The following is a 24,388-nucleotide window of genomic DNA, read 5'->3' as shown; positions in this document are numbered from 1 at the left end:
TCCTTAATCCCTAATCCTTAATCCCTTAATTCCTAATCCCTTAATCCCTAATAAAGATGATAACTTTCTTTATGCGCCGGCGCAACTGGACGGTACCCTACGCGCTGTTTCTGCTTGTATTTGTCATAGTACCGCTGCTGCTCATCGTGCTCTACGCCTTTACGGACGACGGAGGAGCGTTCACACTCGCCAACTTCCGCAAGTTCATGATGCACCCCGAAGCGATGAACACGTTTGTCTACTCCATCGGAATAGCCGTTATCACTACGCTGATCTGCCTGCTGCTGGGCTATCCGGCGGCGTATATCCTGAGTCAGAAGCAATTCAACGCCTCGCGCACCATGGTGGTGCTGTTCATCCTGCCCATGTGGGTGAACATCTTGATACGTACGCTTGCCACAGTGGCGCTGTTCGACTTCCTGAACCTGCCGCTGGGTGAAGGCGCACTTGTGTTCGGTATGGTCTACAACTTCCTGCCGTTCATGATATACCCCATTTACAACACCCTTCAGAAGATGGACCACAATTTGATTGAGGCTGCGCAAGACTTGGGAGCCTCCCCCACGCACGTATTCGGCAAGGTGATTCTACCGCTGTCCATGTCGGGTGTGATGAGTGGTATAGTAATGGTGTTTATGCCTACGGTATCCACCTTCGCCATCGCCGAGCTGCTGACGATGAACAACATCAAGCTTTTCGGTACCACGGTACAAGAGAATATTTACAATGGAATGTGGAACTACGGTGCCGCCCTCTCGCTCATCATGCTACTGCTGATAGGCATCACCGTCCTCTTCACCAACGAGGAAGACGGCGCATCGAATGAAAGCGGAGGTGTGATATGATGACACGAATCTTGACCCGCGGCTACTTGTGGCTGCTGTTGACGTTGCTCTATTCGCCTATCCTGATAATCATGATATTCTCCTTCACCGAAGCAAAGGTGCTGGGCAACTGGACGGGGTTCTCCACCAAGCTGTACAGCTCGCTGTTCACGGGCGGGATGCACCACTCGTTGATGAACGCTATCTGGAACACATTCGCCATTGCCCTGCTTGCCGCCACCGCCAGCACGGCACTGGGCAGCATTGCAGCCATCGGCATCTTCAACCTGCGCTCGCGCACACGGCAGGTAATGAACTTCGCCAATGCCATCCCGATGATGAATGCAGACATTATCACCGGTGTGTCGCTGTTCCTGCTGTTCGTCAGCTTCGGCATATCGCAAGGATTTACCACAGTGGTACTGGCACACATCACCTTCTGCACACCCTACGTGGTGCTCAGCGTAATGCCCCGGCTCAAGAAGATGAACCAGAATGTCTACGAGGCGGCACTCGACCTGGGCGCCACACCGTTCCAAGCACTGCGCAAGGTTATTCTTCCGGAGATATTTCCGGGTATGATAAGCGGCTTCATCCTTGCCTTCACGCTCTCCATCGACGACTTTGCCGTGACCATCTTCACCATCGGCAACCAGGGGCTGGAAACGCTCTCCACCTACATCTACGCCGATGCGCGCAAGGGTGGACTGACGCCGGAACTGCGGCCACTCTCCACCATCATCTTCGTGACGGTGCTGGTGTTGCTGATTGTAATCAACAAGCGGGCCGAACGGACAAAAAACGATTGATGTGAGTGATGAGTTATAAGTTATCAATTGTCAAAAACAAGATGATGAAAAGGATAATAAACATACTGATTCTACTGTGCTGTATCGCATCCCTCTCCTCTTGTGGAAACTCTACAGAAGAGCGCAGCCGTGTACTGAAGATATACAACTGGGCAGACTACATCGATGAAGATGTGCTTGCCGAATTTCCCGACTGGTACAAGCAGCAGACGGGCGAAGACCTCCGTATCATCTACCAGGTGTTCGATATCAACGAAATCATGCTCACCAAAATTGAGCGCGGGCACGAGGACTTCGACGTCGTATGCCCCTCGGAGTACATCATCGAACGTATGCTCCGCAAAGACCTCCTGCTACCCATCGACCGCAACTTCGGCCGCACACCGGACTACATCCCCAACGTGTCGCCCTACATCCGCCACGAGCTGAACAAGACCTCGCAACCTGAACGCCAGACCGAGGACTATGCCGTGCCCTATATGTGGGGCACCGCCGGCATCCTCTTCAACAAGAAGTTCATTACTCCCGAAGAGGCAAGCACGTGGAATATCCTCTGGACTCCCAAAAACCGTAGCAAGATACTGATGAAGGACAGCTACCGCGACGCCTACGGCACTGCCATCATTTACGCCCATGCCCGGGAACTTGCCGACAGCACCGTCACCGTAGAGCAACTGATGAACGACAACTCCCCGCAGGCCATCGCCCTTGCCGAGAAATACCTCAAGGAGATGAAACCCAACATCGCCGGCTGGGAAGCCGACTTCGGCAAGGAAATGATGACCAAGAACAAGGCGTGGATCAACTTCACCTGGAGCGGCGACGCCGTCTGGGCCATCGAGGAGGCCGATGCCGTGGGTGTGGAACTGGACTACACCGTCCCCCGCGAAGGCAGCAACATCTGGTATGACGGCTGGGTAATCCCCCGCTACGCCCGCAACGTGAAGGCAGCAAGCTATTTCATCAACTACCTCTGCCAGCCCTCCGTGGCGCTGCGCAACATGGATGCCATCGGTTACGTCAGCGCCGTCGCCACACCGGAAATCATGGAGGCGAAGACCGACACCACGCTTGACGTGCATTCCGACCTCAGCTACTTCTTCGGTCCCTTGTCCGGAGCCGACAGCCTACAGATAGACCCGGTCCAGTACCCCGACCGCCGCGTAGTGGAGCGCTGCGCCATGATACGCGACTTCGGCGACCGCACGGAACTGATGCTCGAAATGTGGAGCCGCGTGAAAGGTGACAATCTCAATACGGGCATCGTACTGCTCATCTTCGCCGTCTTCGGTCTGCTCTTCATCTGGCTGGTATATACCAAGATACGAAAGTACAAGCAGAAACGCCGCCACCGCCTCCGCAGAAAGCGAAAAAGGAGATGATTAATACATTGTTTATCTAAAAAAACGTTAACGTGCAAGGAACTAAGAATTTGACACAAGGCCCCATCAACCGCCAGCTATTCACGCTGGCAATGCCCATCATGGCCACCTCATTCATCCAAATGGCCTACAGCCTGACAGACATGGCATGGGTAGGACGTCTGGGCAGTGAGTCCGTGGCTGCAGTAGGTGCGGTAGGCATACTGACGTGGATGTCCGGTTCCATCGCCTTGTTGAACAAGGTAGGTGCCGAAGTCAGCGTAGGCCAGTCCATCGGTGCACGCAGCGAAGAGGATGCACGCAGTTTTGCTTCACACAACATTACAATTGCCCTGCTCATCTCCGTCTGCTGGGGAGGACTGCTGTTTCTTTTCGCCCGCCCCATCCTGAACATCTTCGAACTGAAACAGCATATCACAGACGCCGCCGTGACCTATCTGCGCATCGTGTCGACGGGACTGCCGTTTGTCTTTCTCTCCGCTGCCTTCACGGGCATCTACAACGCGGCAGGACGTAGCAAGATTCCGTTCTACATCAGCGGAACGGGACTGGTTATGAATATCCTCCTCGACCCTCTTTTCATCTTCGGCTTTGGCTGGGGGACGGTAGGGGCTGCACTTGCCACCTGGCTGTCCGAAGCCATGGTCTTCGGCATCTTCGTCTACAAACTCCGGGGGAAAAGCGCTGTACTCGGCGGATTCTCCTTCCTCGTCCGTCTGAAGAAGAAGTACACCCGGCGTATCTTCAAGCTCGGCCTGCCCGTGGCCACACTGAACACACTCTTTGCTTTCGTCAACATGTTCCTCTCGCGCACCGCTTCGGAGCAGGGAGGGCACATCGGACTGATGGCATTCACTACCGGAGGACAAATCGAGGCCATCACCTGGAACACTTCACAAGGATTCTCTACAGGACTGAGTACATTCATTGCACAGAACTATGCTGCCGGACAAAAGTCGCGCGTGAAGCAGGCATGGCACACCACCCTATGGATGACGGGCGTATTCGGAAGTCTCTGCTCACTGCTCTTTATCTTCTTTGGCAGTGAAGTGTTCTCTATCTTCGTGCCCGAAGCCGAAGCCTACCGTGTGGGAGGTGACTTTCTCCGCATCGACGGTTATTCACAAATGTTCATGATGATGGAAATCACCATGCAAGGTGTGTTCTACGGACTGGGACGAACGGTACCGCCTGCTATTGTCAGTATCGGATGCAACTATATGCGCATTCCGGTAGCATTGCTACTGGTACATATGGGTATGGGAGTGGACGCCATCTGGTGGGCAGTGAGTGGAACCACCATTGCCAAAGGTCTGATACTGACAGCCTGGTTCATATCCATCAAAAGGAAAATTCTCTAAAAAAGAACAGAACTGACGAACTTTAGGAAGAGAAATATGGTTATATATACATAAATTTGCAACATTAAAGATAAGATCAACTTTTAAAGAAAAAAGAGTTATGAAGAAAATGAAATTTACAGTATTGTTTTTATGCAGTGCATTGCTGCTGGGCAGTTGCGGCACCATGAACAACAAGGCAAAAGGTGGAATAATCGGTGGTGGTTCCGGCGCAGCGGCAGGTGCCATTATCGGCGGACTGATAGGTAAAGGCAAGGGGGCAGCCATTGGCGCGGCAGTAGGCGCGGCAGTAGGTACAGGTGCCGGTGTTGCCATCGGACACAAAATGGACAAGAAGGCTGCCGAAGCTGCCAAGATTGAAGGTGCCCAAGTGGAGCAGGTAACGGATGCCAACGGCTTGCCGGCTGTCAAAGTATCCTTTGCGGCAGGTATTCTGTTCGGCTTCAACTCCGCAGCACTGAGCAACGAGGCAAAGGCCTCCCTGCGCGAACTTGCACAGATTCTGAAGGAAGACCCGACAACGGACATTGCCATCATCGGCCATACCGACAAGGTGGGTACCTACGAAGCCAACATGAAGGTTTCCAAGAACCGCGCCTATGCTGTAGAAAACTATTTGCAGGATTGCGGTGTATCTCCTGCCCAGTTCAAGAAAGTGGAAGGCGTGGGATACAACGAATACGATGAAAGTCTGTCTGCCGACCAGAACCGACGCGTAGAGGTATATATGTATGCCAGCGAACAGATGATTAAGAATGCGGAGGCGAATAATTAATGTGCTAATGTGATCAATGTGCCAATGTGCTAATTGGCATATTGACACATTAATCACATTGACATATTAGTACATTAATCACACTGGCACTCTCTCCATGAAACTCCCGAAACCTTTGCGGTTCCTCCGCAACATCATATTATTCTTCTTTATTTCCACTATCCTGGCGGTAGTGGTTTATCGTTTTGTACCCGTCTACATCACGCCATTGATGGTTATCCGCAGCGTGCAGCAAGTCTTCAAGGGCGAAAGTCCCCGTTGGCACCATACTTGGGTATCTTCCGACAAGATATCCCCTCACCTGCCGATGGCCGTCATTGCTTCGGAAGACAACCGGTTTGCCACACACAACGGGTTCGATTTCATTGAGATACAGAAAGCGATAAAGGAGAATGAAACAAGAAAACGGAAACGGGGCGCCAGTACTATCAGCCAGCAGACGGCAAAGAATGTATTCCTATGGCCCCAATCTTCCTGGGTACGCAAAGGACTGGAAGCCTACTTCACCGTACTGATAGAATTCTTCTGGTCCAAAGAACGTATCATGGAGGTCTATCTCAACTCCATCGAAATGGGGAAAGGCATCTATGGCGCACAAGCCGCCGCCAAATACAAGTTCAAGACTACAGCAGCCAAACTCTCTGCCGGACAATGTGCACTGATAGCAGCCACACTACCCAACCCCATACGCTTCGACTCAGCACACCCCTCCCCTTACATAAAGAAAAGGCAAGGACAGATTCTACGATTGATGAAACTGATACCCAAATTCCAGCTAAATGAGAAACAGACAAAAGAATAAAAAGAGGACGTGCCCAAAGTACATGAGCACTTTCATAATGTTATTCTGCGTAATCCGCGCCTAAAAAAAAGCGTTCAAAGGGGGTTGATACATCCCCTTTAATTTTTAATTAATACGCATGGCCTCCCTCTCCCATCTCCTTCGCATCAATCTTACGATTATCAATGCTGCGCCATGCATAGAAGATATAGGCAAGAACGAAAGGAACAAGGATAGAGACATAAGCCATAACCTTCAGTGTGAACTGGCTCGAACAACTGTTTGCCAACGTCAGCGAGCTTTGTAAGTCGTGGGTGGAAGGATAATAGGCTGTATTGTTATAGCCTGCCACAAGCAGCAATGCCAATACCGCAAGCACCGTCCCTGCACCGGCAAACCAGATTCCCTTGTCGAACGTCGGCTTCCACAGCGTACGGATGATGCCCCAAAGCACAGCCACCACACCAATCAGGAATACAAACAGCACTACCGGCATCTGCAAGAAGTTCGTCAGATACTTGTAAGGTTCCATGAACACCTCTCCCGTTTCCGGACGGACAGCGTAGCCGTCGGCCACCAGTGTACGGATGACGAAGGCCAGGAAGAACACCAGGAACAATGCCGTATTTCCCCAGAGTGCCCGGCGGCAGCGTCTCACCAAGTCGTCCTCATTGATGTTATTAATAAAATAGAGCGCCCCCAAGATGCGCGCCAGGAAGAACACAGCCAGCCCGAGCACCACATTCCACGGATTGAGCAGCGCATCCAGCCCGTGTCCTGCATTGGCCCACTGACTGATGACCGGCATCACCGTATCTGCCATATTCCCTTTATTGATGTAAAATTCGGACCCCGTGAAGAACGTGGCCACTGCCCCACCCAGCAATACCGGACCTACCACTCCGTTTATCACCAGGAACGTGCGATACGTTGTCTTGCCCAGCAGATTTCCCGCCTTCGACTGGAACTCGTAGCTGACAGCCTGCAACACAAAGCTGAACAGAATAATCATCCACAACCAATAGGCTCCTCCGAAACTCGTACTATAGAACAACGGAAACGAAGCAAAGAACGCGCCTCCAAACGTGACGAGCGTTGTAAACGTAAACTCCCATTTCCGTCCCGTAGAATTAATCATCATCTTCTTTTGCTCCTCCGTCTTCCCCAGACAGAACAGAAGCGAATTACCTCCCTGCACAAACAGCAGGAATACCAGCAGTGCTCCCAGCAAGGAGACTACGAACCACCAATAGTGTTGAAGAAAAATATAGGTATTCATTGTGAATTATGAATTATAAGTTATGAGTTATGTTATGAATTATGCGTTTCTGTTTCCGGGCCTTTGCGAATGGCCTTCAGCATAATTCCCACCTCGGCAATCAGCATGACAGTGAAAAGTACCAGAAAGATAAAGAACGTGGTCTGCACGGAACCGACATCCAACTTGGAAATGGCGGCACTTGTGGGCAGCATGTCTTGGATGGCCCACGGCTGGCGACCACATTCGGCAACCACCCATCCGGCTTGTCCGGCCAGATAGCCCAGCGGAATGGTGAGCATGGCCACCCAATGCATCCACGGCATCCGCGACAAGTCTTTCTTATAGGCCAGGAACAGCACCACGATAAAGAAGAGGATGAAATATCCACCCAACATCACCATCACACGGAACATGTAGAACGTAAGAGGCACATTCGGCACCAATTCGTTCACATCCTTGATATAACCGTAACCGAAATAGGCTACATTATCTTTCAACACTTTGGCAGCCACCTCCGCATCCGCCTCATTGCCCGCAGCCTTGGCTGCACGATAGGCGGCAAACGCACTGATGGCCGTTTTCCCTTTTTCTATTTTCTCTTCTGCCGAAAGCGCCACAGTACCGTCCTTCAACGGGTATCCGCCTTTCAGCAGGTCATTGATGCCGGGAACAAAGGCATCCGTCTTCCGTTCGGCAAGCAACGACAACATCTTAGGGATTTCCACACGGAAAAGGAATGGGTCTACTCCGTCTTGCGGCGTCTGCTTGGCAGGATTCAGCAGCCCGAACGCTACCAATCCGGCACCTTGCCGCCCTTCATAATAACCTTCCATAGCAGCCAACTTCATCGGCTGCTTTTGCGCCACTTGATAGCCGGAGCCATCGCCCGTCCAGGCAGACAGCACGGCGGCACACAGACCTACCCATGCGGCAATCTTTACACTTGCCAGCGCAAATTTCTTCTCGCGCTTCTTCCACAGATACCAGCAGCTCACCCCCACTACAAACACGGCAGCCAGTACCCAGCCGGACAGCACACTGTGGAAGAACTTGTTGACAGCCATCGGCGAAGTGGCCACAGCCCAGAAGTCCACCATCTCGTTGCGTGCCGTATCGGGATTGAACTCCATGCCTACGGGATTCTGCATCCACGCATTGGCAACCAGAATCCACCAGGCGGAAATCGTGGCGCCCAGCCCCGTAAGCCAGGTAGATGCTAGGTGGAAACGCTTGCTCACCTTATCCCAGCCGAAGAACATGACGGCGATAAACGTTGCTTCCATAAAGAAAGCCAAAATACCCTCGATGGCAAGCGGTGCACCAAAGATATCGCCCACAAACCAACTGTAATTACTCCAGTTCGTACCGAATTCAAATTCCAGAATGATACCGGTTGCTACACCAATGGCAAAGTTGATACCGAAAATCTTCATCCAGAATTTAGCAGTACGTTTCCAAAATTCGTCACCCGTACGGTAGTACGCCGTTTCCATGATGCCCATAATTACCGCCAGTCCAAGTGTCAGCGGCACAAAAATCCAGTGATAGATGGCGGTCAAGGCAAATTGGGCTCTCGACCAGTCAATCAGAGAAGTGTCAATGTGTCCAAGCATAAGAATCAAGTTATGAGTTATAAGTTATGAGTTATTGAGTTATTGGGTTGTCGAGTAAGAACACAGAGACACGGAGAATTTATAAAGGCAAGGACATAAACTCTGTGGCTCTGTGTCTCCGTATTTAGTCACCCAGGCTCCGGTGGATAAGTTCATTACTAACATAGCCTTCTTTGTCGTCACCCACCACGGGAGTATTCAGAAACCGTGGGAAGAAGAAAAGACGGAGAATAAAAAACATGATGAATAACTTCACAAGGATGATAAGCCACAAAGTACGCCCTAACGTCATACTTCGAAAACCTTCCAGATAAAAACGCCAAATGTTTACCGCAGTTCGTTTCATGCTGATAAAATTATAATGATTACAAATATAAAATACTTTTATATAAAAAACAAATAAAAAGGTGAAAAGTTGAACAGAAAAAAGACTTCTCCCATTCATCGGTACAAAAAAGATTTTAGGCGAGGAAAATTCCCCCAACGTCTATCACTTTTGCAATCCTCTCTCCCCCCCCACTACATTTGCCAATGTAAAACCATAGAATAACGAAGATATGACGAACGTAAAGAGATTGACAGTGATAGCGCTATGTGTGGCAAGCTGCATGGGAGTGGCCGCCCAAAACGACACTTCCGCGCAAACGCCCGGCAGCTCCGGGCAGCTTGCCGACAGCCTGCCCGCCCAATGGGATTTGCAGACCTGCATCGACTATGCTTTGCAACAAAACATCACCATCCGCAAGAACCGCCTCAGCGCGGAAAGTGCCCAGGTAGATGTAAAGACCGCCCGAGCCGCCCTCTTCCCCAATCTTTCAGCCAGTGTGAGCCAGCGTGTCGTAAATCGCCCGAAGAGCAAGACAAACACCATCATTGACGGCGACAACATCACCAGCAGCCAGAGCAAGACTTCCTACAACGGCAGCTACGGCATCGATGCCAATTGGACCCTCTACAACGGCGGAAAGCGCCTCAACACCATCAAACAGCAGCAACTGAACAACCGCGTTGCCGAGCTCAACGTGGCCCAAAGCGAAAACAGCATTAAGGAAAGCATCGCACAGACCTACGTACAGATACTCTATGCCTCCGAAGCCGTGAAAGTGAATGAATCGACTCTGGAAGTGAGCCAGGCCGAATGCGAACGTGCCCGCCAACTTCTTGAAGCAGGAAGCATCGCCAAAAGCGACCTGGCACAACTGGAAGCGCAGGTAAGCACCGACAAGTACCAACTGGTGACAGCGCAAGCCACCCTACAAGATTACAAACTGCAACTGAAACAACTCCTGGAACTGGACGGCGAATCCGAGATGAACCTCTACATCCCCGCCCTCGGCACGGAAAATGTACTGGCACCCCTGCCCACCAAAACGGACGTTTACCGATCCGCTCTCGTGCTCCGTCCGGAAATAGAAGCCGGCAAGCTGAACATACAGACATCCGACCTCGACATCAAAATTGCCCGTGCTGGCTATCTGCCCACACTGAGCCTCAGTGCTGGTATCGGAACCAGCCATGCCAACGGTAATGACTTCACCTTCAGCGAGCAAGTCAAACAGAACTGGAACAACTCGCTGGGCTTCACCGTAAGCGTGCCCATCTTCAGCAACCGGCAGACCAAGAGTGCCGTAGAGAAAGCCAAGATTCAGAAACAGACCAGCGAACTGGACCTGCTGGACAACCAAAAAACGCTGTACAAGACCATCGAAACCCTCTGGCTCGATGCCAACAGCGCCCAGCAGCGCTACGCCGCTGCCACGGAGAAGCTGAAAAGCACACAAACCAGCTATGAACTGATTCAGGAGCAGTTCAACCTAGGCATGAAGAATACCGTAGAACTGCTGACGGAAAAAAGCAATCTGCTCAGCGCACAGCAGGAGACACTGCAAGCCAAATACATGGCGATACTGAACATGCAACTGCTGAAATTCTATCAAGGAGAAAAAATCGAATTATAATACCTTATATATATGAACAAAAAAAGAATCATCCTCATTGCCATAGCTGCCGTAATCATAGTGGGCGGCGGCATATGGCTCTTCGGTGGTGCCAAGGCCAAGCACAAGGTGACCTACGCCACAGCAACCATCCATAAAGGCGAGATTTCCGAATCCGTAACCGCCACGGGAACCATCGAACCGGTGACGGAAGTGGAAGTGGGTACCCAGGTGAGTGGCATCATCGACAAAATTCATGTAGACTACAATTCCGTAGTAACCAAAGGCCAGCTCATTGCCGAGATGGACCGCGTGACACTGCAAAGCGAACTCGCTTCGCAACGCGCCGCCTACAACGGCGCAAAGGCCGAATACGAGTACCAGAAGAAACTCTACGAACGCAACAAGACGCTGAACGAAAAGCAGCTCATCGCCGCCACGGACTATGAGCAGTCCGTCTATAATTATGAGAAGGCCAAGAGCAACTACGAAAGCAGCCAGGCATCACTGGCAAAGGCTGAACGCAACCTCTCCTACGCCACCATCACCTCGCCCATCGACGGCGTGGTCATCAGCCGCGACGTGGAAGCAGGACAGACCGTGGCTTCCGGCTTCGAGACACCGACACTGTTCACCATCGCTGCCGACCTGACGCAGATGCAGGTTGTGGCCGACGTGGATGAAGCCGACATAGGCGGTGTGGAAGAGGGACAGCGCGCCACGTTTACCGTAGACGCCTACCCGAATGACGTGTTCGAAGGAGTGGTCACACAAATCCGTCTGGGAGATGCCAGCTCAAGCAGCACGTCGAGCGCCAGCACCAGCACGGTTGTGACCTACGAAGTAGTCATCTCCGCCCACAACCCGGACCTGAAACTGAAACCACGCCTGACAGCCAACGTCACCATCTTCACCCTCGACCGCAAAGACGTACTGTGCGCTCCTGCCCGTGCCCTGCGCTTCAACCCCGAAAAACCGCTTATCGGCGACAATGATATCGTGAAGGATTGCGAAGGGGAACATAAACTCTGGACCCGCGAAGGCAACACCTTTACCGCCCATCCGGTGAAGATAGGTATCTCCAACGGAGTCAACACGGAAATTATCAGCGGCATTAACGAAGGTACCGTAGTGGTGACCGAAGCCACCATCGGCAGCATGCCCGGCAGCGGCGCTCCGGCCATGAGTCAGGAAGCTCCCGGCGGCGAGAAGAGTCCGTTCATGCCTGGCCCTCCGGGAAGTAAGAAGAAGAACGGAAAATAATACAAAGAAAAGAATTATGAATAAAGCAGTCATTGAACTTCAAAATATCAAACGCAACTTCCAGGTGGGGGACGAAACCGTACATGCCCTGCGCGGCGTCTCGTTCACCATCCGTGAAGGTGAGTTTGTCACCATCATGGGTACATCGGGCTCCGGGAAGTCGACCTTGCTGAATACGCTCGGCTGCCTGGACACGCCCACCAGCGGAGAGTACCTGCTGGACGGCATCTCCGTACGCACCATGAGCAAGCCTCAACGTGCCGTATTGCGCAACCGTAAAATCGGGTTTGTATTCCAGAGCTACAACCTGCTGCCTAAAACCACTGCCGTGGAGAATGTAGAGCTACCGCTGATGTACAACTCCTCCGTCTCGGCTTCCGAAAGGCGGAGACGTGCCATCGAAGCCCTGCAAGCCGTGGGGCTGGGCGACCGGCTGGAACATAAGTCCAATCAGATGTCCGGCGGCCAGATGCAACGCGTAGCCATCGCCCGCGCCTTGGTGAACAATCCCGCCGTTATCCTGGCAGACGAAGCTACGGGTAACCTGGACACCCGTACTTCTTTCGAGATTCTGGTACTGTTCCAAAAGCTGCATGCCGAAGGACGCACCATCATCTTCGTCACCCACAACCCCGAAATAGCCCAGTACAGCAGCCGCAACATCGTGCTGCGCGACGGACAAATCAAGGACGATACCATCAACACCCAAATCCAGAATGCAGCCGAAGCCCTGGCAGCATTGCCTAAGCAGGAGGAGGAATGAGGGATAAGGGATTAAGGATTAGGGATTAATTTTAAACTTTCCATTAAAACGATATGAACGGAACAAACCTTTTCAAAATAGCCTTGCGAGCCTTGAACAACAACAAGCTGCGCGCATTCCTCACCATGCTGGGCATCATCATCGGCGTGGCGTCCGTCATCACGATGCTTGCCATCGGACAAGGTTCGAAGAAAAGCATCCAGGCGCAAATCTCCGAGATGGGCTCCAACATGATTATGATTCACCCCGGTGCCGACATGCGCGGCGGTGTCCGCCAAGACCCCAGCGCCATGCAGACCTTGAAGCTGACTGACTACGAAGCCCTGCGCAACGAAACCAACTTCCTGGTTGCCGTCAGCCCCAATGTCTCCTCCAGCGGGCAGCTCATCGCGGGCAACAACAACTACCCCTCCTCCGTGAGCGGCGTGGGCACGGACTATCTCGAAATCCGGCAGCTCAGCGTGGAGAACGGTGAGATGTTTACCGAAACCGACATACAGACCTCTGCCAAGGTGTGCATCATCGGAAAGACCATCCAAGACAACCTTTTCCCCGGTGGAGAAGACCCCGTAGGACGTATCATACGTTTCAACCAAATTCCTTTCCGCGTGGTGGGCGTACTGAAGTCTAAAGGCTACAACTCCATGGGCATGGACCAGGACGACGTCGTACTTGCCCCTTACAGCACCGTGATGAAACGCCTGCTGGCACAGACCTACCTCAGCGGCATCTTTGCCTCCGCCCTCACCGAGGACATGACGGACAATGCCACCGACGAAATCACCGAGATACTGCGCCGCAACCACAAGCTGAAGGAGAGTGACGATGACGACTTCACTATCCGCAGCCAGCAGGAGCTCAGCACCATGCTGAACTCCACTACTGACCTGATGACCACGCTGCTTGCCTGCATCGCCGGCATATCGCTCGTAGTGGGCGGCATCGGCATTATGAACATCATGTACGTATCGGTGACGGAGCGTACACGCGAAATCGGTCTGCGCATGAGTGTAGGCGCCCGTGGTGTCGACATCCTGAGCCAGTTCCTCATCGAAGCTATTCTTATCAGTATCACGGGAGGCATCATAGGCGTCATCATAGGATGCGGAGCCAGTTGGATAGTAAAGAGCGTCGCCCATTGGCCCATCTTCATACAGCCGTGGAGCGTATTCCTCTCCTTCGCCGTATGTACCGTCACCGGAGTATTCTTCGGTTGGTATCCCGCCAAGAAAGCTGCGGACCTCGACCCGATAGAGGCCATACGCTACGAATAACCTTTTCTCCCTTGCCGGAAGTTAGCCAAATAGTTCTTAAGTATTAGGAAAAAAGTTTCCGGCAATAGGGAAAAAAGTTATGCGAAACCAAGGATAATCTCTATCCCAAGCCTTGGGATAGACATCCGCAAGCTTGGGATACATATCCGCAACCTGGAAACGCTTATCCGCAACCTGCGAACAGAGATTTGCTTCGCAGGCAGCGGATATTTCCAATATCCACCTAAAATCCGTATCTTTGTATCATGATGAAACAACAGCTCCCTAACCCACGCCGCCGCGGCATCGAAACCCTGATACACATCATTGTCTGGGGTATCGTCATCGGTTTCCCCTTTCTGATGATGACACGCAGTGGCTTCAACATCAGCCTTGCGGACTATCTGCGCCACGGTAGCAGCAGTACCCTCTCGTTCTTCCTTGTATTCTACATCAACTACTGTCTCCTCATTCCCCGCTACTTGTTCGAAGGACGCATCCGGCAGTACCTCCTGCTGAACACACTGCTCATCATCTGCATTACCACCGGCGCCCACCTTTGGCAAGAATACACATTCCAGAACCATCTGCGCGGCGATGATGACGGTCAGCACATGGGTCCTCCCAAATGGATATTCATCTTGCGCGATGTCTCGACCATGATTCTCACCGCCGGCCTCAGCGCTGCCATCAAGCTGAGCCGCCGCTGGGCGCAGATGGACGCCGCCCGCCGCGAAGCCGAGAAAAGCCGCACGGAAGCCGAGTTGAAGAACCTGCGCAACCAGCTCAACCCGCATTTTCTGCTCAATACGCTGAACAACATCTACGCCCTCATCGCCTTTGACACTGACAAGGCACAGACTGCCGTGCAGGAACTGAGCCGGTTGCTACGCCATGTGCTGTATGACAATCAGCAGAACTTCGTTACCCTAGACAAGGAGATGGACTTCATCCGCAACTACATCGAACTGATGCGCATCCGCCTCTCCGCCAACGTCACTGTGGAAACAAAGATAGACGTTCGACCGGACAGCCGTACGGAAATAGCTCCGCTCATCTTTATTTCCCTCATAGAGAATGCTTTCAAACATGGCATCTCTCCCACCGAGCCCAGCTTTATCCGCATCCATTTCAGTGAAAGCCCCGGAGAGATATACTGTGAAATAACCAACAGTTACCATCCCAAAAGCATGGCGGACAAAAGCGGAAGCGGCATCGGTCTGGAGCAAGTGCGCAAACGCCTGGAGCTGACCTATCCCGGTCATTATGACTGGAAGCAAGGAGTGAGCGAAAACATGAAAGAGTATAAATCTGTTTTAATCATAAAGATATGAATCTGAAGTGTGCCATTGTAGACGACGAGCCCCTTGCTTTGGGGCTTCTGGAAAGCTACGTCAACAAAACCCCGTTTCTGGAGTTGGCCGGTAAATACTCCAGTGCCGTGCAAGCCATCAAGGAGTTGCCCGAAAAGCACATCGACCTGCTTTTCCTCGACATCCAGATGCCCGAACTGAACGGACTCGAATTTTCAAAGATGGTCGATTTCAATACCCGCATAGTCTTCACCACCGCCTTCGACCAATACGCCATAGACGGTTACAAAGTCAATGCGCTGGACTACTTGCTGAAACCCATCTCCTACATCGACTTTCTGCAGGCTGCCAACAAGGCTGTACAATGGTTCGAACTGCTGCAACAGCCAAAGGAAGAAATTCAGAGTATTTTCGTAAAGAGCGAGTATAAGCTGGTACAAATCGAACTAAGTAAAATTCTGTACATAGAGGGGCTGAAAGACTATCTTAAAATCTACGAGGAAGATTCCCCCAAGCCCATCTTGTCTTTAATGAGCATGAAGGCTATGGAGGAACTCCTGCCCACCTCGCGTTTCATGCGCGTTCACCGTTCCTACATTGTCCAAAAGGATAAAATACGTATTATAGACCGTGGTCGCATCGTATTCGGAAAGAATTACATCCCGATAAGCGACAGCTACAAACAAGCTTTTCAAGAATTTTTAGACCAAAGAAGCTAAAAAAATCGACCAATCCGTCGATAAAATCGGAAAAGCCGTCGATTTATTATAGAATCCTTTTGCAGATTAAAATATGTTTTTTTATCTTTGCGCTGAACAGATAGGAGTTGTGAAACTCCCCCAATAGAATAGTTTAGTTAAGTCTAGTTTAGTTTTTGTGTGAAGCACTTCCTCCGTAAGCGAACGTTGGAAGTGCTTTTTTAGGTGCAACAAGTACTTACGAAAAACAAGCAAATTAAAAATAGTTTCACTTTTGGGGCTAAATAATTGCCGAAAAATTGCAAAAACAAAAATAAATCAGAAAAGCTATATAGACCTGCATCAAAAACATTTGTAAAGTATGAGGGCGATTTGCAGAAGTGGAATTAGACCATTCGAGCGTACCTGGGATTTTTATATCAATTACCCAATATCAGCTCCCAGTTATCCATAATGGCCATCTCTCAATGTAGCACATCAGGCTGATAAATTGTATAATTTATTCAAAAGCAATAAAATCTATGCACAGCTCTACCTTCCTTAAATATTATTTGTAGACTTTTATATATTTTGTCCTGTTTTATAAAAAAACATGTCATACTTTTGCATATATAAATGTTCTCCTGAACATTTTACATTTTTATTCTTTTGTGTCTGTGAAGACACAAAAAATGTTTGTTTTGTTTGTATCATCCTCTCTTTTAGCGAAAAGAGAGGATGACTTTTATTATACTTAAGATATGAAAAGAGCGACTATTTAGCCGCTCCTTCTATTATTTCCTTCAACCGACACAATCTATCAATGGCCGGATTATAGAATGCATCCGGATAATGTTGCTTAATATCGCAGATATTCGCATTAACATACAGAGAGGTGTCAAAGATATGTTCCGCCTCACTTAGCATCACCTTTTTGGGTAATTGGGCTGTTTGTGCCCATTCAATTATTACCTTGACGGATTCCTCGTCGTATGCATATTTACTCTCTTCTGCCATAATTGCTTTATCTAATCATTTATAATTGAAAATACGTATCGTTCGCCATATCAACGGCATCCTCCAGACTACCGCCGTTCTCCTCCACAAATGCGACTATGGTATCCAAGAGCTCATCAAAGGAAGGCATGCTCTCATTCGTTGTCTTTTGAATATAGTCTTCCTTTGTAAAAGCTATATTCTCTATCAATTCAGTTTTCATTGAAATAAGCAGATATAATTACACAAAGGTAAGGAGATTCGGAATATAAAAAAATATCAGTGTGATTTCCATAGTAAAAAAACAGAGGACTTGACTATAAATTCAGAACACTCATCCTTTAAAAAGATAAAAGCAGGCATTATATTTGTACACATGAAGCCGTGAGGCTTATGATTCTTGTTTAGCTGTATAAAGCCTTCCCTCCTCAATCTAAAGAAGAGAAGGCTTTCATTATGAAACAAAAAGCCTCGACATAAGCCGAGGCACACTATACAATAAAAAAATACCGCATTTGTCATAAACTTGTTAAATGCCCAATTCCAAATGGATATAGCTTCATAGCGACAACCGGTTATTCCCCTGCTTGGATAACTCAAATTATGAGTACAATGGGAGGAAACGGAGGTATAAGAACTTTCGTGCGTTTACTTGGAGCGAATGGGAGTCAGTAGCTCTTACTTAAAACTGTGGAGTTATTCTACAATACTGTGGAATGCGCCACGATATTCCACAAGGAAGTAAAAAAGAGTTTGCTTTATATTGCTGAAAATGAATGCAACATTGTTACATTGCCATTTTGGCATCAATTTTGTACTATGGTTTATGTCCTAAAATTTATCAGTAACTTATAGTTGTTATGGTTAGACAATAGGTATTAGTTGCATTAAGGTTTAAAGCTATTTTGTTCATATTGATTTTCATTCGGAAACTCTCTTTGTTTAGTATTGCATCCCGGTCTGTGAAGTATCGGGATGTTTTTACCTTGGAGGATTGCGGTTTTCGACTAAATACTATAACTTTGTATAGTTAGCCGATATAATACTATTTTATTCTTTGGAATAATGAAAGTATTCTCAGCCTGTGAGGGTCGGATGCTTTTGGTGGGTAATGCCGCCAATTATTCCAGTTAAGTGTTTAGGTTTTATGTTGTCTGCCCCATGAACGGACAGCATTGACAAAAAGTATTTTACCCGTTCTATCCGTGACGGCTTGGACGGGTTACAAGAGAATTCAAACAAGCCATTGACTTTCTATTTCTCAGCATGTCTTGTATGAGATTTGTTTCTTTGAAACAAAAGCGGTGAAAGTAAAACCGCACTCTCTATCCCACTGTAAACCAAAGAAATTATAAACAAATACATGCAGAAAGCTACGGGGATTTTTCAATGAAAAGAAGCAATTCATCCAACTGTCTTTTCCACAATTTCCATCACTACATGGCTTGACTCCAACCAGAACCAATACCACAACCAAAGCATAACTCCACCCAACCAAACAAAAGCCACATCAATATAATACAAATTTAATATCCTGCTAACCAATACACATAAGAGTTCTCCGCAAAGCACATAGGCAGCAACCATAGTAACAAACTGGTCATTGGCAACAGTTATCAAAACCAGAATGCCTATAACGGGAAGAAGGGAAATACAATCAATTAGAAGTCGTTGTTTGTCATTCATAACATAATAGAGATTAGAATACAAATATAAACATTATTTATATAAGACACCCCTCTATAACAGAAATATCTGACAAATAAGAAACAAACTATTATTACAATTATAAACCCAAAGAGTGACTATTCAGTCGCCTTTTCCATAAACAGTCAACAAATATCCACTAATCATCAGTAAAACATATATCTACTATCGCACGTTTAACAACGCTCTCTTATCTCCGACAAAACCTCAGCCACACAAAAGCTGAGGTCCAGCATGTTCCTTTCAATATATACAATCAATTAAAGCACACAATAATGGCTGAAAGTAACCAAGATAAGCATCCAACTTTCCCTCAAACATCTTCTCTAACATATCTGACTTGCAAATATTTATGACAATAGCCTGCCTTCCTACTCAGTCTTAAACTGGCTTAAAACTCTTTACTCAATAGTTCTGCAGAAACAGCTTTGTGTTCTTTAACCCAGTATCCATCGTTTTTTCAATTATAAAGGTAAAAAACAACTCGGATATCTTATATCCGAGTTATCATTTACACAATCTTATGAATGGTACCGATTTTTCATATCAATTACTTATTGACATTCATTTCCATCAATTATGTAATTTTCCCCAATAGGGAAAAAGAAAATTGTCATTCAACAGATTCACCTTTTTCGTTCAGAAGAACCGTTACCTCTTCAGCGGACTGGTCATCTTTAGTAAGAACCAATACGACTTTATAAACCTTGCCGATTTCTTTCTCTGCAACAAACACTTCTTTTATTGTAGCCCTCTCATAGTCCTTTGCCAATGTGTTTACTACAGCCTGGGGAAGATCTTTCACTTCGATTTTTGTAAATTCATCTTGGGGATCTTGCAAAGCCTGAATTACAGACTGTACTTCTGATGTAACGTGAGCGAATGCTACTGAACTACCTAATCCCACAACCACTGCTAATGCTACTAATACTTTTTTCATAATCGTAATTTTTAAATGGATATTAATTTTATGCCTTTCATTACAGTAATTATAGAACAAAACAAATGCCAAAACAGAAATGAGAATATAATAACCTATTAAATAGGGTTTTAATAAAGAAGCAAGGAATTATCATGTGTAGAAATGTGTAGAACAGAATACCACATAAGGGGAATAATACCACAGTAGAATAGCTTTAATTTCCTGAAATGAGAGATGACATTAAAAGTTACATAAACCTTGGATAACAATAAAGTCCGTACTTGGGAAAGTCTGGACTAAGGAAAAGGAACTTTCTTATGCCTTATTCCCTCCATAAGACTGAACAAAATTACAAAAAAGAGACAATAAGATACATAAAACGGACATTAAAACAATTTTTCTATGCCTATATTTGAGAAAAAGAAAAAAGAGAGCTACTTTAGCCTAAAATTTCATATCAAAGCACCTTTATCTGTAGCAGTTTCAAAAAAACGCATTTTTTTAAGCTTTGTATGTTTCGTTTAAGGCCACCTTCCTTTTGAGCGCAAGAGGAAGGTGTTTTTTTCAATCCCTTTCCACGTATCATTACCCATCTTGCGATTCTTTGTCACTACGCTTCTTCTTCTCTCACTGTTTCAGCTCCAACTCCATTTTTAAATCCAGATTAGTTTTTTCAACATCAATTATTCATCCTGCGCCTTACGAAGCCGTTCAAGCTGTTTCACAAATCGCCATTTCTTCTCTGAAACCCACTTCTGAATGAACATGTTGCACTCCCGCCTTGAACTCCTCGCCATCCACATCAATGATATTACCGCCATATCCACTTGATAATTTGTCTATGTTATCTTTTCATTATTTTCTTGAAATCAATTTCAATTTGTCGTCCCATGTTTACTATAGCACTATCCACCTTATGTATTTCTGCCGGTGTAACAGCGTCCTTGTATCTGGCTTTGCCCAACTTGAATTTCATGTCGTCCAAAGTCCCCGATATGTTCAAACCTAATTTGAACGGTACCGGTGATTTCAAGATGGAAATATGATAGTCAAAGTTCATATCCAATCCTTGCGTACCCCCTACCGCCGCTTTGTAACGGTCCATCGAAACTTCAAAAGGATAGATTGTCACTTTACCGTCTCTGATACTAATATTTGCTGAAATACTATCGATTAAATTCTTCTTTTTGTTCTTGAAAAAGAATTTCTTTGAGATTTCAGCGAAAGTCTCACCGTCCATCAGTACAAGACTGTCCCCTTTTACATGAATGGCCGAGCGCAAGGTCGGTATCTTGATGTTAAGGTTGGAATCTAATGCCGCAGCTGCCGCCATATTGAAATCCACAGTTCCTTCGAATGAACGTAACATGGGCACGATTGTATCCAAAGAGGGTGCAAGGTCGACCAACTTTCCTATGTTAATGTTATGCAAGCGGAAATCAAAACCCGCAAATCCTTGTTCCGGACGTTTTGCCTGATAAACAAGCGTAGTGTTCATTTCCGAACCCATACCCTTCATGCTAAGCTCCTTCAGGTACACAGATTGGTTACGAATATCTACGGCCCCGTGGACATCATTGAAGATCACTTTTTCATAAAATACTTGTCGGAAATGGGTTTGCAATTCAAAGTCTAACTTCGGTGGTATGACAAACAATTTGAGATTCGTAGAAATTGTATCTGTTTCTGCCATAATTGTATCCGAGGGAAAGGATATTGAATGTATCAGCTGGTTGCAGTCTAAATGCTCCGACGAAACATTCAGCTTGGCACGTAAAACTTTGTGATGTTTCGCAGCTCCATACAAATCATGGATTACCCCACTTGCCGTAATGTCAGATCTACCTATACGCATGGTAGCGTTACGTAAGGTGACAGTACGGTTTCCCACTGTTACAGCGGTTTTTTGCATATGTATGGGAAGTGCACATTCCGGAATACAGACAGCCATATGATTAAACCCCACGATGCCATCGGGCATCCACAATGAATCACGTATTTTTTCTGCGGTGATTCCTATACCTGCTTTGTTCATTCCAGCTTTGACTCCTCCCATGCGACAAAACAAGGTGTCTGTCTCCATAACAAGTTCTATTTGGGGCTTGCTTGGATTATGTTCCCCCGGCTGTACTTTCAATGTAGCAGAGGATTTTCCGCAAAACAAACCAAGAGAATCCCCTAAAGCAACTTTTAGCTTGTGCATTTCCATTTTACATTCTACCTGAGCCATTCGGGTTGTGTCTTTGGAAGGAATGGTCCTGACGGTAGCCACAAGACTTTTCATATCAGAGTCTAATTGAGGAGAACGGAGAATCATATCCTTGATTTGGGCATGCCCCCCTAACCATTCATTGCCGGCAAAGGCCAAAGATGCGTTACTTATGAACTCAAAATTCCTCTGAGTATCACGTAGCATGAATTTATCAGTCTTGAGTTTTCCTTCAGCCGTGATACGTCCCCAATCCCGCTTCTTTATAGAGGACATACGGCAGCGTACTCCCAAATCGGTTTCCATTTCCCCTTCCATACTGATGCTTTCTTGTAATGGAAAAGCATGCTTCAGCGCATTCAGGTCTATGGTTGATTCAGCATGGAAAGTGATATCGGGATCAGCCAACAGATTCTCTACTTTCATATCAGCCTGTATGCTGGTATTTGCCCCTTTAAAATGGAATGCCTTCAGATTCAGATAGGAGGGGCTATCGTGCATCAGATCTATTTGAGCAAAAAAATCGGCTTCTAATTTGTCTATGCCATAAGGCAATCCGGCATACCGGGCAGAGGCATCCTTAATTTTGATGTCCAATGTGGCCAATGGTAATTTTTGTTTTCCATAGGTTCCTTTCAGCTCTCCTTTGAAAGCAACCTCTCCTTTGACAGATACCTCTTTCTTTTGCAGAATACTTTCTGGAATCATGTGCAATACGGTTTCCAACGAAGGAGCGTGCAACCCATATTGCAGGTCTAAATCAAGGGTTTGGGCTATTGCATCATGACGCAATGTTCCCTTTACCCCTAATTTAGTACCGTTTATATTGATTAGAGCGTCACGCAGAAGGAGAGTGCGATGAACGGCATCCAGTTCAATGTCAGTCCTCAGATGAATGCCGACACGATTAGTTATCAGTTGCCCATTTTGCCAGAAAAGGACATTCTTGTTCTTGAAATCCAAAGCCAATACAGAATGTTCCTTTTTCATGTTTGCCTTCAAGTCCAGATTCATGTCCCATAGATTGGCAAAGATATGTGTGTCTCGGTCATCCATGGTTACCGTAGCATGTTTTATGGCAACCTGTTCGACATTAAGTTCATTCACATGCCTGGCCGTATCTGTTGATGATGAAGCTATATTTGTCGTGTCGGGGAACAAAATGTCCCAATTTGCAGCTCCAGTCCCGTCCTTGTATGCATAGATATTGGCACTGTCTAAGGCAAGCTGATGGATATTTACCTTTTGCTGTTGCAAATAATCCATTACATCAATTACCAATACGGCTTTCTTGAAAGACAATAATGTGTCAGTCCTTTGCCACATGGTGTCACGGATAACCTTTGAAACCAATGTTCCGTCTTTCAGTTTCAATCCGAGCCGTGGAAAGGTGGAAAAGAAAGTAAGTTCTACATCTTTTATATCCAATTTTGCATTCAAATTCTGATTGGCAGTTTTCAATACCACCGGAGTTAACTTTTCAGAAGTAAACACAAAATTCAGAGCAATTGCAATTACTATAAAGGCGGCTATAATCAGCCCTCCTGATATAATGCCGGATATTTTTAAAATTTTTCTAGTTTGTTTTTCCATATCTTGATAAAAAGACACTTGCAAATCTACATATAAAGCATCGATAAATCAGCAGCCGACAATGTCTAAAAGCAAATAAAAAGAGTTTATGATTTTTTTTTCGGAATTAATGAACAGTACTGCATACTTCTCAGAGTAGATAAACACAGATTGATTTTTTATATCTTGCCTCATTAGAAATATAAAGCCTTTAAATAAAGTGTATCCAATCCTCATAGACTAAGCCTGCTTTCATTATTCCCCCAAAGAATAATGAAAGCAGTATTGACTAACTATACAAGATTGCAGCATTCAGTCGAAAACTGTAATCCTCCAAAATGAAAAACATCCCGATGCTTCACAGACCGGGATGCAATACTAAACAAAGAGAGTTTCCGAATGAAAATCAATATGAACAAAATAGCTTTAAACCTTAATGCAACTAATACCTATTGTCTAACCATAACAACTATAAGTTACTGATAAATTTTAGGACATAAATCATAGTACAAAATTGATGCCAAAATATCAGCGCATCGACGTTATTCTCATTTTCAACAACATAAAACAATTTAATTTTTTACTCCAGTGTGGAATTGTGCGGAATATTCCACAATATTGCAGAATCGCTCTACAGTGCCGCAATTGAGAAAGCAATACCTTAACGTATCTGGAGCTTAAATTTAACATTTGCACTATTAAATCGTTAACGAATATATTTACCAGCTAAACCTTGTTATAAGATGGCAATGAAAAGGTTGAAAATTTGCACAGTCCTTGCAAATCCGTACATTTGCAATGTGTTTTTCATAGTATTAGATATAAGGTTAAACTAAGATTGGCTGTCTGGGATAGATAGCCTTTTTTGTATATATTCACAAACAACATTTCAAAGTCAAGTTTATCTCTAATTCATCCGATGATTTGAAAAGACTTCCAGTATAGGATGCATTAACAAACAAGATATTTT

21 protein-coding genes are annotated in these 24,388 nt (G+C 46.8%); 12 read left to right on the top strand and 9 right to left on the bottom strand.

What is annotated here, in order from left to right:
* Nucleotides 1-71 precede the first annotated feature (71 nt).
* The 6 genes from DWY57_RS10265 to mtgA all read left to right on the top strand — a co-directional run bounded on the left by DWY57_RS10265 (nucleotide 72) and on the right by mtgA (nucleotide 5,953).
* Entirely contained in the window at nucleotides 72-845 is a 774-nt protein-coding gene (locus tag DWY57_RS10265) for an ABC transporter permease (RefSeq protein WP_117600590.1), read from the top strand.
* Entirely contained in the window at nucleotides 842-1,633 is a 792-nt protein-coding gene (locus DWY57_RS10260; RefSeq protein ID WP_117600591.1) for an ABC transporter permease, read from the top strand. The genes DWY57_RS10265 and DWY57_RS10260 overlap by 4 nt, the downstream gene beginning before the upstream one ends.
* Before the next feature lie 44 nt (nucleotides 1,634-1,677).
* On the top strand, nucleotides 1,678-3,015 hold the full coding sequence (locus tag DWY57_RS10255; protein WP_207805174.1) for an ABC transporter substrate-binding protein: 1,338 nt from the start codon (nucleotides 1,678-1,680) through the stop codon (nucleotides 3,013-3,015).
* Between the two features lie 32 nt (nucleotides 3,016-3,047).
* A complete protein-coding gene (locus DWY57_RS10250) occupies nucleotides 3,048-4,376 on the top strand; it encodes an MATE family efflux transporter (RefSeq protein ID WP_117600593.1) in 1,329 nt (442 codons plus the stop codon).
* Nucleotides 4,377-4,476: 100 nt separating this feature from the next.
* Entirely contained in the window at nucleotides 4,477-5,151 is a 675-nt protein-coding gene (locus tag DWY57_RS10245) for an OmpA family protein (protein ID WP_117600594.1), read from the top strand.
* Between the two features lie 97 nt (nucleotides 5,152-5,248).
* Nucleotides 5,249-5,953 carry a monofunctional biosynthetic peptidoglycan transglycosylase gene (mtgA, locus tag DWY57_RS10240; RefSeq protein ID WP_117600595.1) on the top strand — a complete coding sequence of 235 codons (705 nt, stop codon included), beginning with the start codon at nucleotides 5,249-5,251 and terminating at the stop codon, nucleotides 5,951-5,953.
* 109 nt (nucleotides 5,954-6,062) lie between these two features.
* On the opposite strand, the gene DWY57_RS10235 is transcribed toward mtgA, so the two are convergent.
* The 3 genes from DWY57_RS10235 to DWY57_RS10225 form a co-directional block, all read right to left on the bottom strand.
* A complete protein-coding gene (locus tag DWY57_RS10235; protein WP_117600596.1) occupies nucleotides 6,063-7,211 on the bottom strand; it encodes a cytochrome d ubiquinol oxidase subunit II in 1,149 nt (382 codons plus the stop codon).
* Nucleotides 7,212-7,243: 32 nt separating this feature from the next.
* Nucleotides 7,244-8,806, bottom strand: a complete 1,563-nt coding sequence (locus DWY57_RS10230) for a cytochrome ubiquinol oxidase subunit I (RefSeq protein WP_035449218.1) — start codon at nucleotides 8,804-8,806, stop codon at nucleotides 7,244-7,246.
* 124 nt (nucleotides 8,807-8,930) lie between these two features.
* Nucleotides 8,931-9,152 (bottom strand): DUF4492 domain-containing protein, encoded by a 222-nt coding sequence (locus DWY57_RS10225; protein ID WP_117600597.1) that lies wholly within the window; start codon nucleotides 9,150-9,152, stop codon nucleotides 8,931-8,933.
* Nucleotides 9,153-9,363: 211 nt separating this feature from the next.
* Between DWY57_RS10225 and DWY57_RS10220 the strand changes: the two genes are divergently transcribed.
* The 6 genes from DWY57_RS10220 (at nucleotide 9,364) to DWY57_RS10190 (ending at nucleotide 16,054) form a co-directional block, all read left to right on the top strand.
* Nucleotides 9,364-10,764, top strand: a complete 1,401-nt coding sequence (locus tag DWY57_RS10220) for a TolC family protein (protein ID WP_117600598.1) — start codon at nucleotides 9,364-9,366, stop codon at nucleotides 10,762-10,764.
* A 12-nt stretch (nucleotides 10,765-10,776) separates the two neighbouring features.
* Nucleotides 10,777-12,006 carry an efflux RND transporter periplasmic adaptor subunit gene (locus DWY57_RS10215; RefSeq protein ID WP_117600599.1) on the top strand — a complete coding sequence of 410 codons (1,230 nt, stop codon included), beginning with the start codon at nucleotides 10,777-10,779 and terminating at the stop codon, nucleotides 12,004-12,006.
* A 16-nt stretch (nucleotides 12,007-12,022) separates the two neighbouring features.
* On the top strand, nucleotides 12,023-12,769 hold the full coding sequence (locus DWY57_RS10210) for an ABC transporter ATP-binding protein (protein WP_005828066.1): 747 nt from the start codon (nucleotides 12,023-12,025) through the stop codon (nucleotides 12,767-12,769).
* Nucleotides 12,770-12,822: 53 nt separating this feature from the next.
* Nucleotides 12,823-14,043: an ABC transporter permease gene (locus DWY57_RS10205; protein WP_119961688.1), complete on the top strand. Its 1,221-nt coding sequence runs from the start codon at nucleotides 12,823-12,825 to the stop codon at nucleotides 14,041-14,043.
* A gap of 245 nt (nucleotides 14,044-14,288) precedes the next feature.
* Complete coding sequence (locus DWY57_RS10195) at nucleotides 14,289-15,356, top strand: histidine kinase (protein WP_117600601.1); 1,068 nt, start codon at nucleotides 14,289-14,291, stop codon at nucleotides 15,354-15,356.
* On the top strand, nucleotides 15,353-16,054 hold the full coding sequence (locus DWY57_RS10190) for a LytTR family DNA-binding domain-containing protein (protein WP_117600602.1): 702 nt from the start codon (nucleotides 15,353-15,355) through the stop codon (nucleotides 16,052-16,054). Before DWY57_RS10195 ends, DWY57_RS10190 begins: the two co-directional genes overlap by 4 nt.
* A 732-nt stretch (nucleotides 16,055-16,786) precedes the next feature.
* Here DWY57_RS10190 and DWY57_RS10185 read toward each other — a convergent pair.
* The 6 genes from DWY57_RS10185 to DWY57_RS10165 form a co-directional block, all read right to left on the bottom strand.
* On the bottom strand, nucleotides 16,787-17,029 hold the full coding sequence (locus DWY57_RS10185) for a hypothetical protein (protein ID WP_117600657.1): 243 nt from the start codon (nucleotides 17,027-17,029) through the stop codon (nucleotides 16,787-16,789).
* 19 nt (nucleotides 17,030-17,048) lie between these two features.
* A complete protein-coding gene (locus tag DWY57_RS10180) occupies nucleotides 17,049-17,231 on the bottom strand; it encodes a hypothetical protein (RefSeq protein ID WP_117600658.1) in 183 nt (60 codons plus the stop codon).
* Between the two features lie 1,181 nt (nucleotides 17,232-18,412).
* Nucleotides 18,413-18,694, bottom strand: a complete 282-nt coding sequence (locus DWY57_RS10175) for a hypothetical protein (protein WP_117966556.1) — start codon at nucleotides 18,692-18,694, stop codon at nucleotides 18,413-18,415.
* A 634-nt stretch (nucleotides 18,695-19,328) separates the two neighbouring features.
* Nucleotides 19,329-19,655, bottom strand: a complete 327-nt coding sequence (locus DWY57_RS10170) for a hypothetical protein (RefSeq protein ID WP_117600670.1) — start codon at nucleotides 19,653-19,655, stop codon at nucleotides 19,329-19,331.
* A 665-nt stretch (nucleotides 19,656-20,320) separates the two neighbouring features.
* Complete coding sequence (locus DWY57_RS20885; protein ID WP_158562861.1) at nucleotides 20,321-20,458, bottom strand: hypothetical protein; 138 nt, start codon at nucleotides 20,456-20,458, stop codon at nucleotides 20,321-20,323.
* A 23-nt stretch (nucleotides 20,459-20,481) separates the two neighbouring features.
* Complete coding sequence (locus DWY57_RS10165) at nucleotides 20,482-23,439, bottom strand: AsmA-like C-terminal region-containing protein (protein ID WP_117601497.1); 2,958 nt, start codon at nucleotides 23,437-23,439, stop codon at nucleotides 20,482-20,484.
* Nucleotides 23,440-24,388: the final 949 nt, after the last annotated feature.

Source organism: Bacteroides sp. AF25-5LB, assembly GCF_003602965.1.
GTDB classification, from domain to species: Bacteria; Bacteroidota; Bacteroidia; order Bacteroidales; family Bacteroidaceae; genus Bacteroides; species Bacteroides uniformis.
Note: the sequence above shows the minus strand (reverse complement) of the source record. Positions and strands in the feature narration are given on the sequence as shown.

What these genes read in the sequence shown, in the direction of transcription:
- DWY57_RS10265 (WP_117600590.1), top strand. Translation starts at nt 72, where the DNA reads ATGCGCCGGCGCAACTGGACGGTACCCTACGCGCTGTTTCTGCTTGTA.
- DWY57_RS10260 (WP_117600591.1), top strand. Translation starts at nt 842, where the DNA reads ATGATGACACGAATCTTGACCCGCGGCTACTTGTGGCTGCTGTTGACG.
- DWY57_RS10255 (WP_207805174.1), top strand. Translation starts at nt 1,678, where the DNA reads ATGAAAAGGATAATAAACATACTGATTCTACTGTGCTGTATCGCATCC.
- DWY57_RS10245 (WP_117600594.1), top strand. Translation starts at nt 4,477, where the DNA reads ATGAAGAAAATGAAATTTACAGTATTGTTTTTATGCAGTGCATTGCTG.
- mtgA (WP_117600595.1), top strand. Translation starts at nt 5,249, where the DNA reads ATGAAACTCCCGAAACCTTTGCGGTTCCTCCGCAACATCATATTATTC.
- DWY57_RS10235 (WP_117600596.1), bottom strand. Translation starts at nt 7,211, where the DNA reads ATGAATACCTATATTTTTCTTCAACACTATTGGTGGTTCGTAGTCTCC.
- DWY57_RS10230 (WP_035449218.1), bottom strand. Translation starts at nt 8,806, where the DNA reads ATGCTTGGACACATTGACACTTCTCTGATTGACTGGTCGAGAGCCCAA.
- DWY57_RS10225 (WP_117600597.1), bottom strand. Translation starts at nt 9,152, where the DNA reads ATGAAACGAACTGCGGTAAACATTTGGCGTTTTTATCTGGAAGGTTTT.
- DWY57_RS10220 (WP_117600598.1), top strand. Translation starts at nt 9,364, where the DNA reads ATGACGAACGTAAAGAGATTGACAGTGATAGCGCTATGTGTGGCAAGC.
- DWY57_RS10215 (WP_117600599.1), top strand. Translation starts at nt 10,777, where the DNA reads ATGAACAAAAAAAGAATCATCCTCATTGCCATAGCTGCCGTAATCATA.
- DWY57_RS10210 (WP_005828066.1), top strand. Translation starts at nt 12,023, where the DNA reads ATGAATAAAGCAGTCATTGAACTTCAAAATATCAAACGCAACTTCCAG.
- DWY57_RS10205 (WP_119961688.1), top strand. Translation starts at nt 12,823, where the DNA reads ATGAACGGAACAAACCTTTTCAAAATAGCCTTGCGAGCCTTGAACAAC.
- DWY57_RS10195 (WP_117600601.1), top strand. Translation starts at nt 14,289, where the DNA reads ATGATGAAACAACAGCTCCCTAACCCACGCCGCCGCGGCATCGAAACC.
- DWY57_RS10190 (WP_117600602.1), top strand. Translation starts at nt 15,353, where the DNA reads ATGAATCTGAAGTGTGCCATTGTAGACGACGAGCCCCTTGCTTTGGGG.
- DWY57_RS10185 (WP_117600657.1), bottom strand. Translation starts at nt 17,029, where the DNA reads ATGGCAGAAGAGAGTAAATATGCATACGACGAGGAATCCGTCAAGGTA.
- DWY57_RS10180 (WP_117600658.1), bottom strand. Translation starts at nt 17,231, where the DNA reads ATGAAAACTGAATTGATAGAGAATATAGCTTTTACAAAGGAAGACTAT.
- DWY57_RS10175 (WP_117966556.1), bottom strand. Translation starts at nt 18,694, where the DNA reads ATGAATGACAAACAACGACTTCTAATTGATTGTATTTCCCTTCTTCCC.
- DWY57_RS10170 (WP_117600670.1), bottom strand. Translation starts at nt 19,655, where the DNA reads ATGAAAAAAGTATTAGTAGCATTAGCAGTGGTTGTGGGATTAGGTAGT.
- DWY57_RS20885 (WP_158562861.1), bottom strand. Translation starts at nt 20,458, where the DNA reads ATGGCGGTAATATCATTGATGTGGATGGCGAGGAGTTCAAGGCGGGAG.
- DWY57_RS10165 (WP_117601497.1), bottom strand. Translation starts at nt 23,439, where the DNA reads ATGGAAAAACAAACTAGAAAAATTTTAAAAATATCCGGCATTATATCA.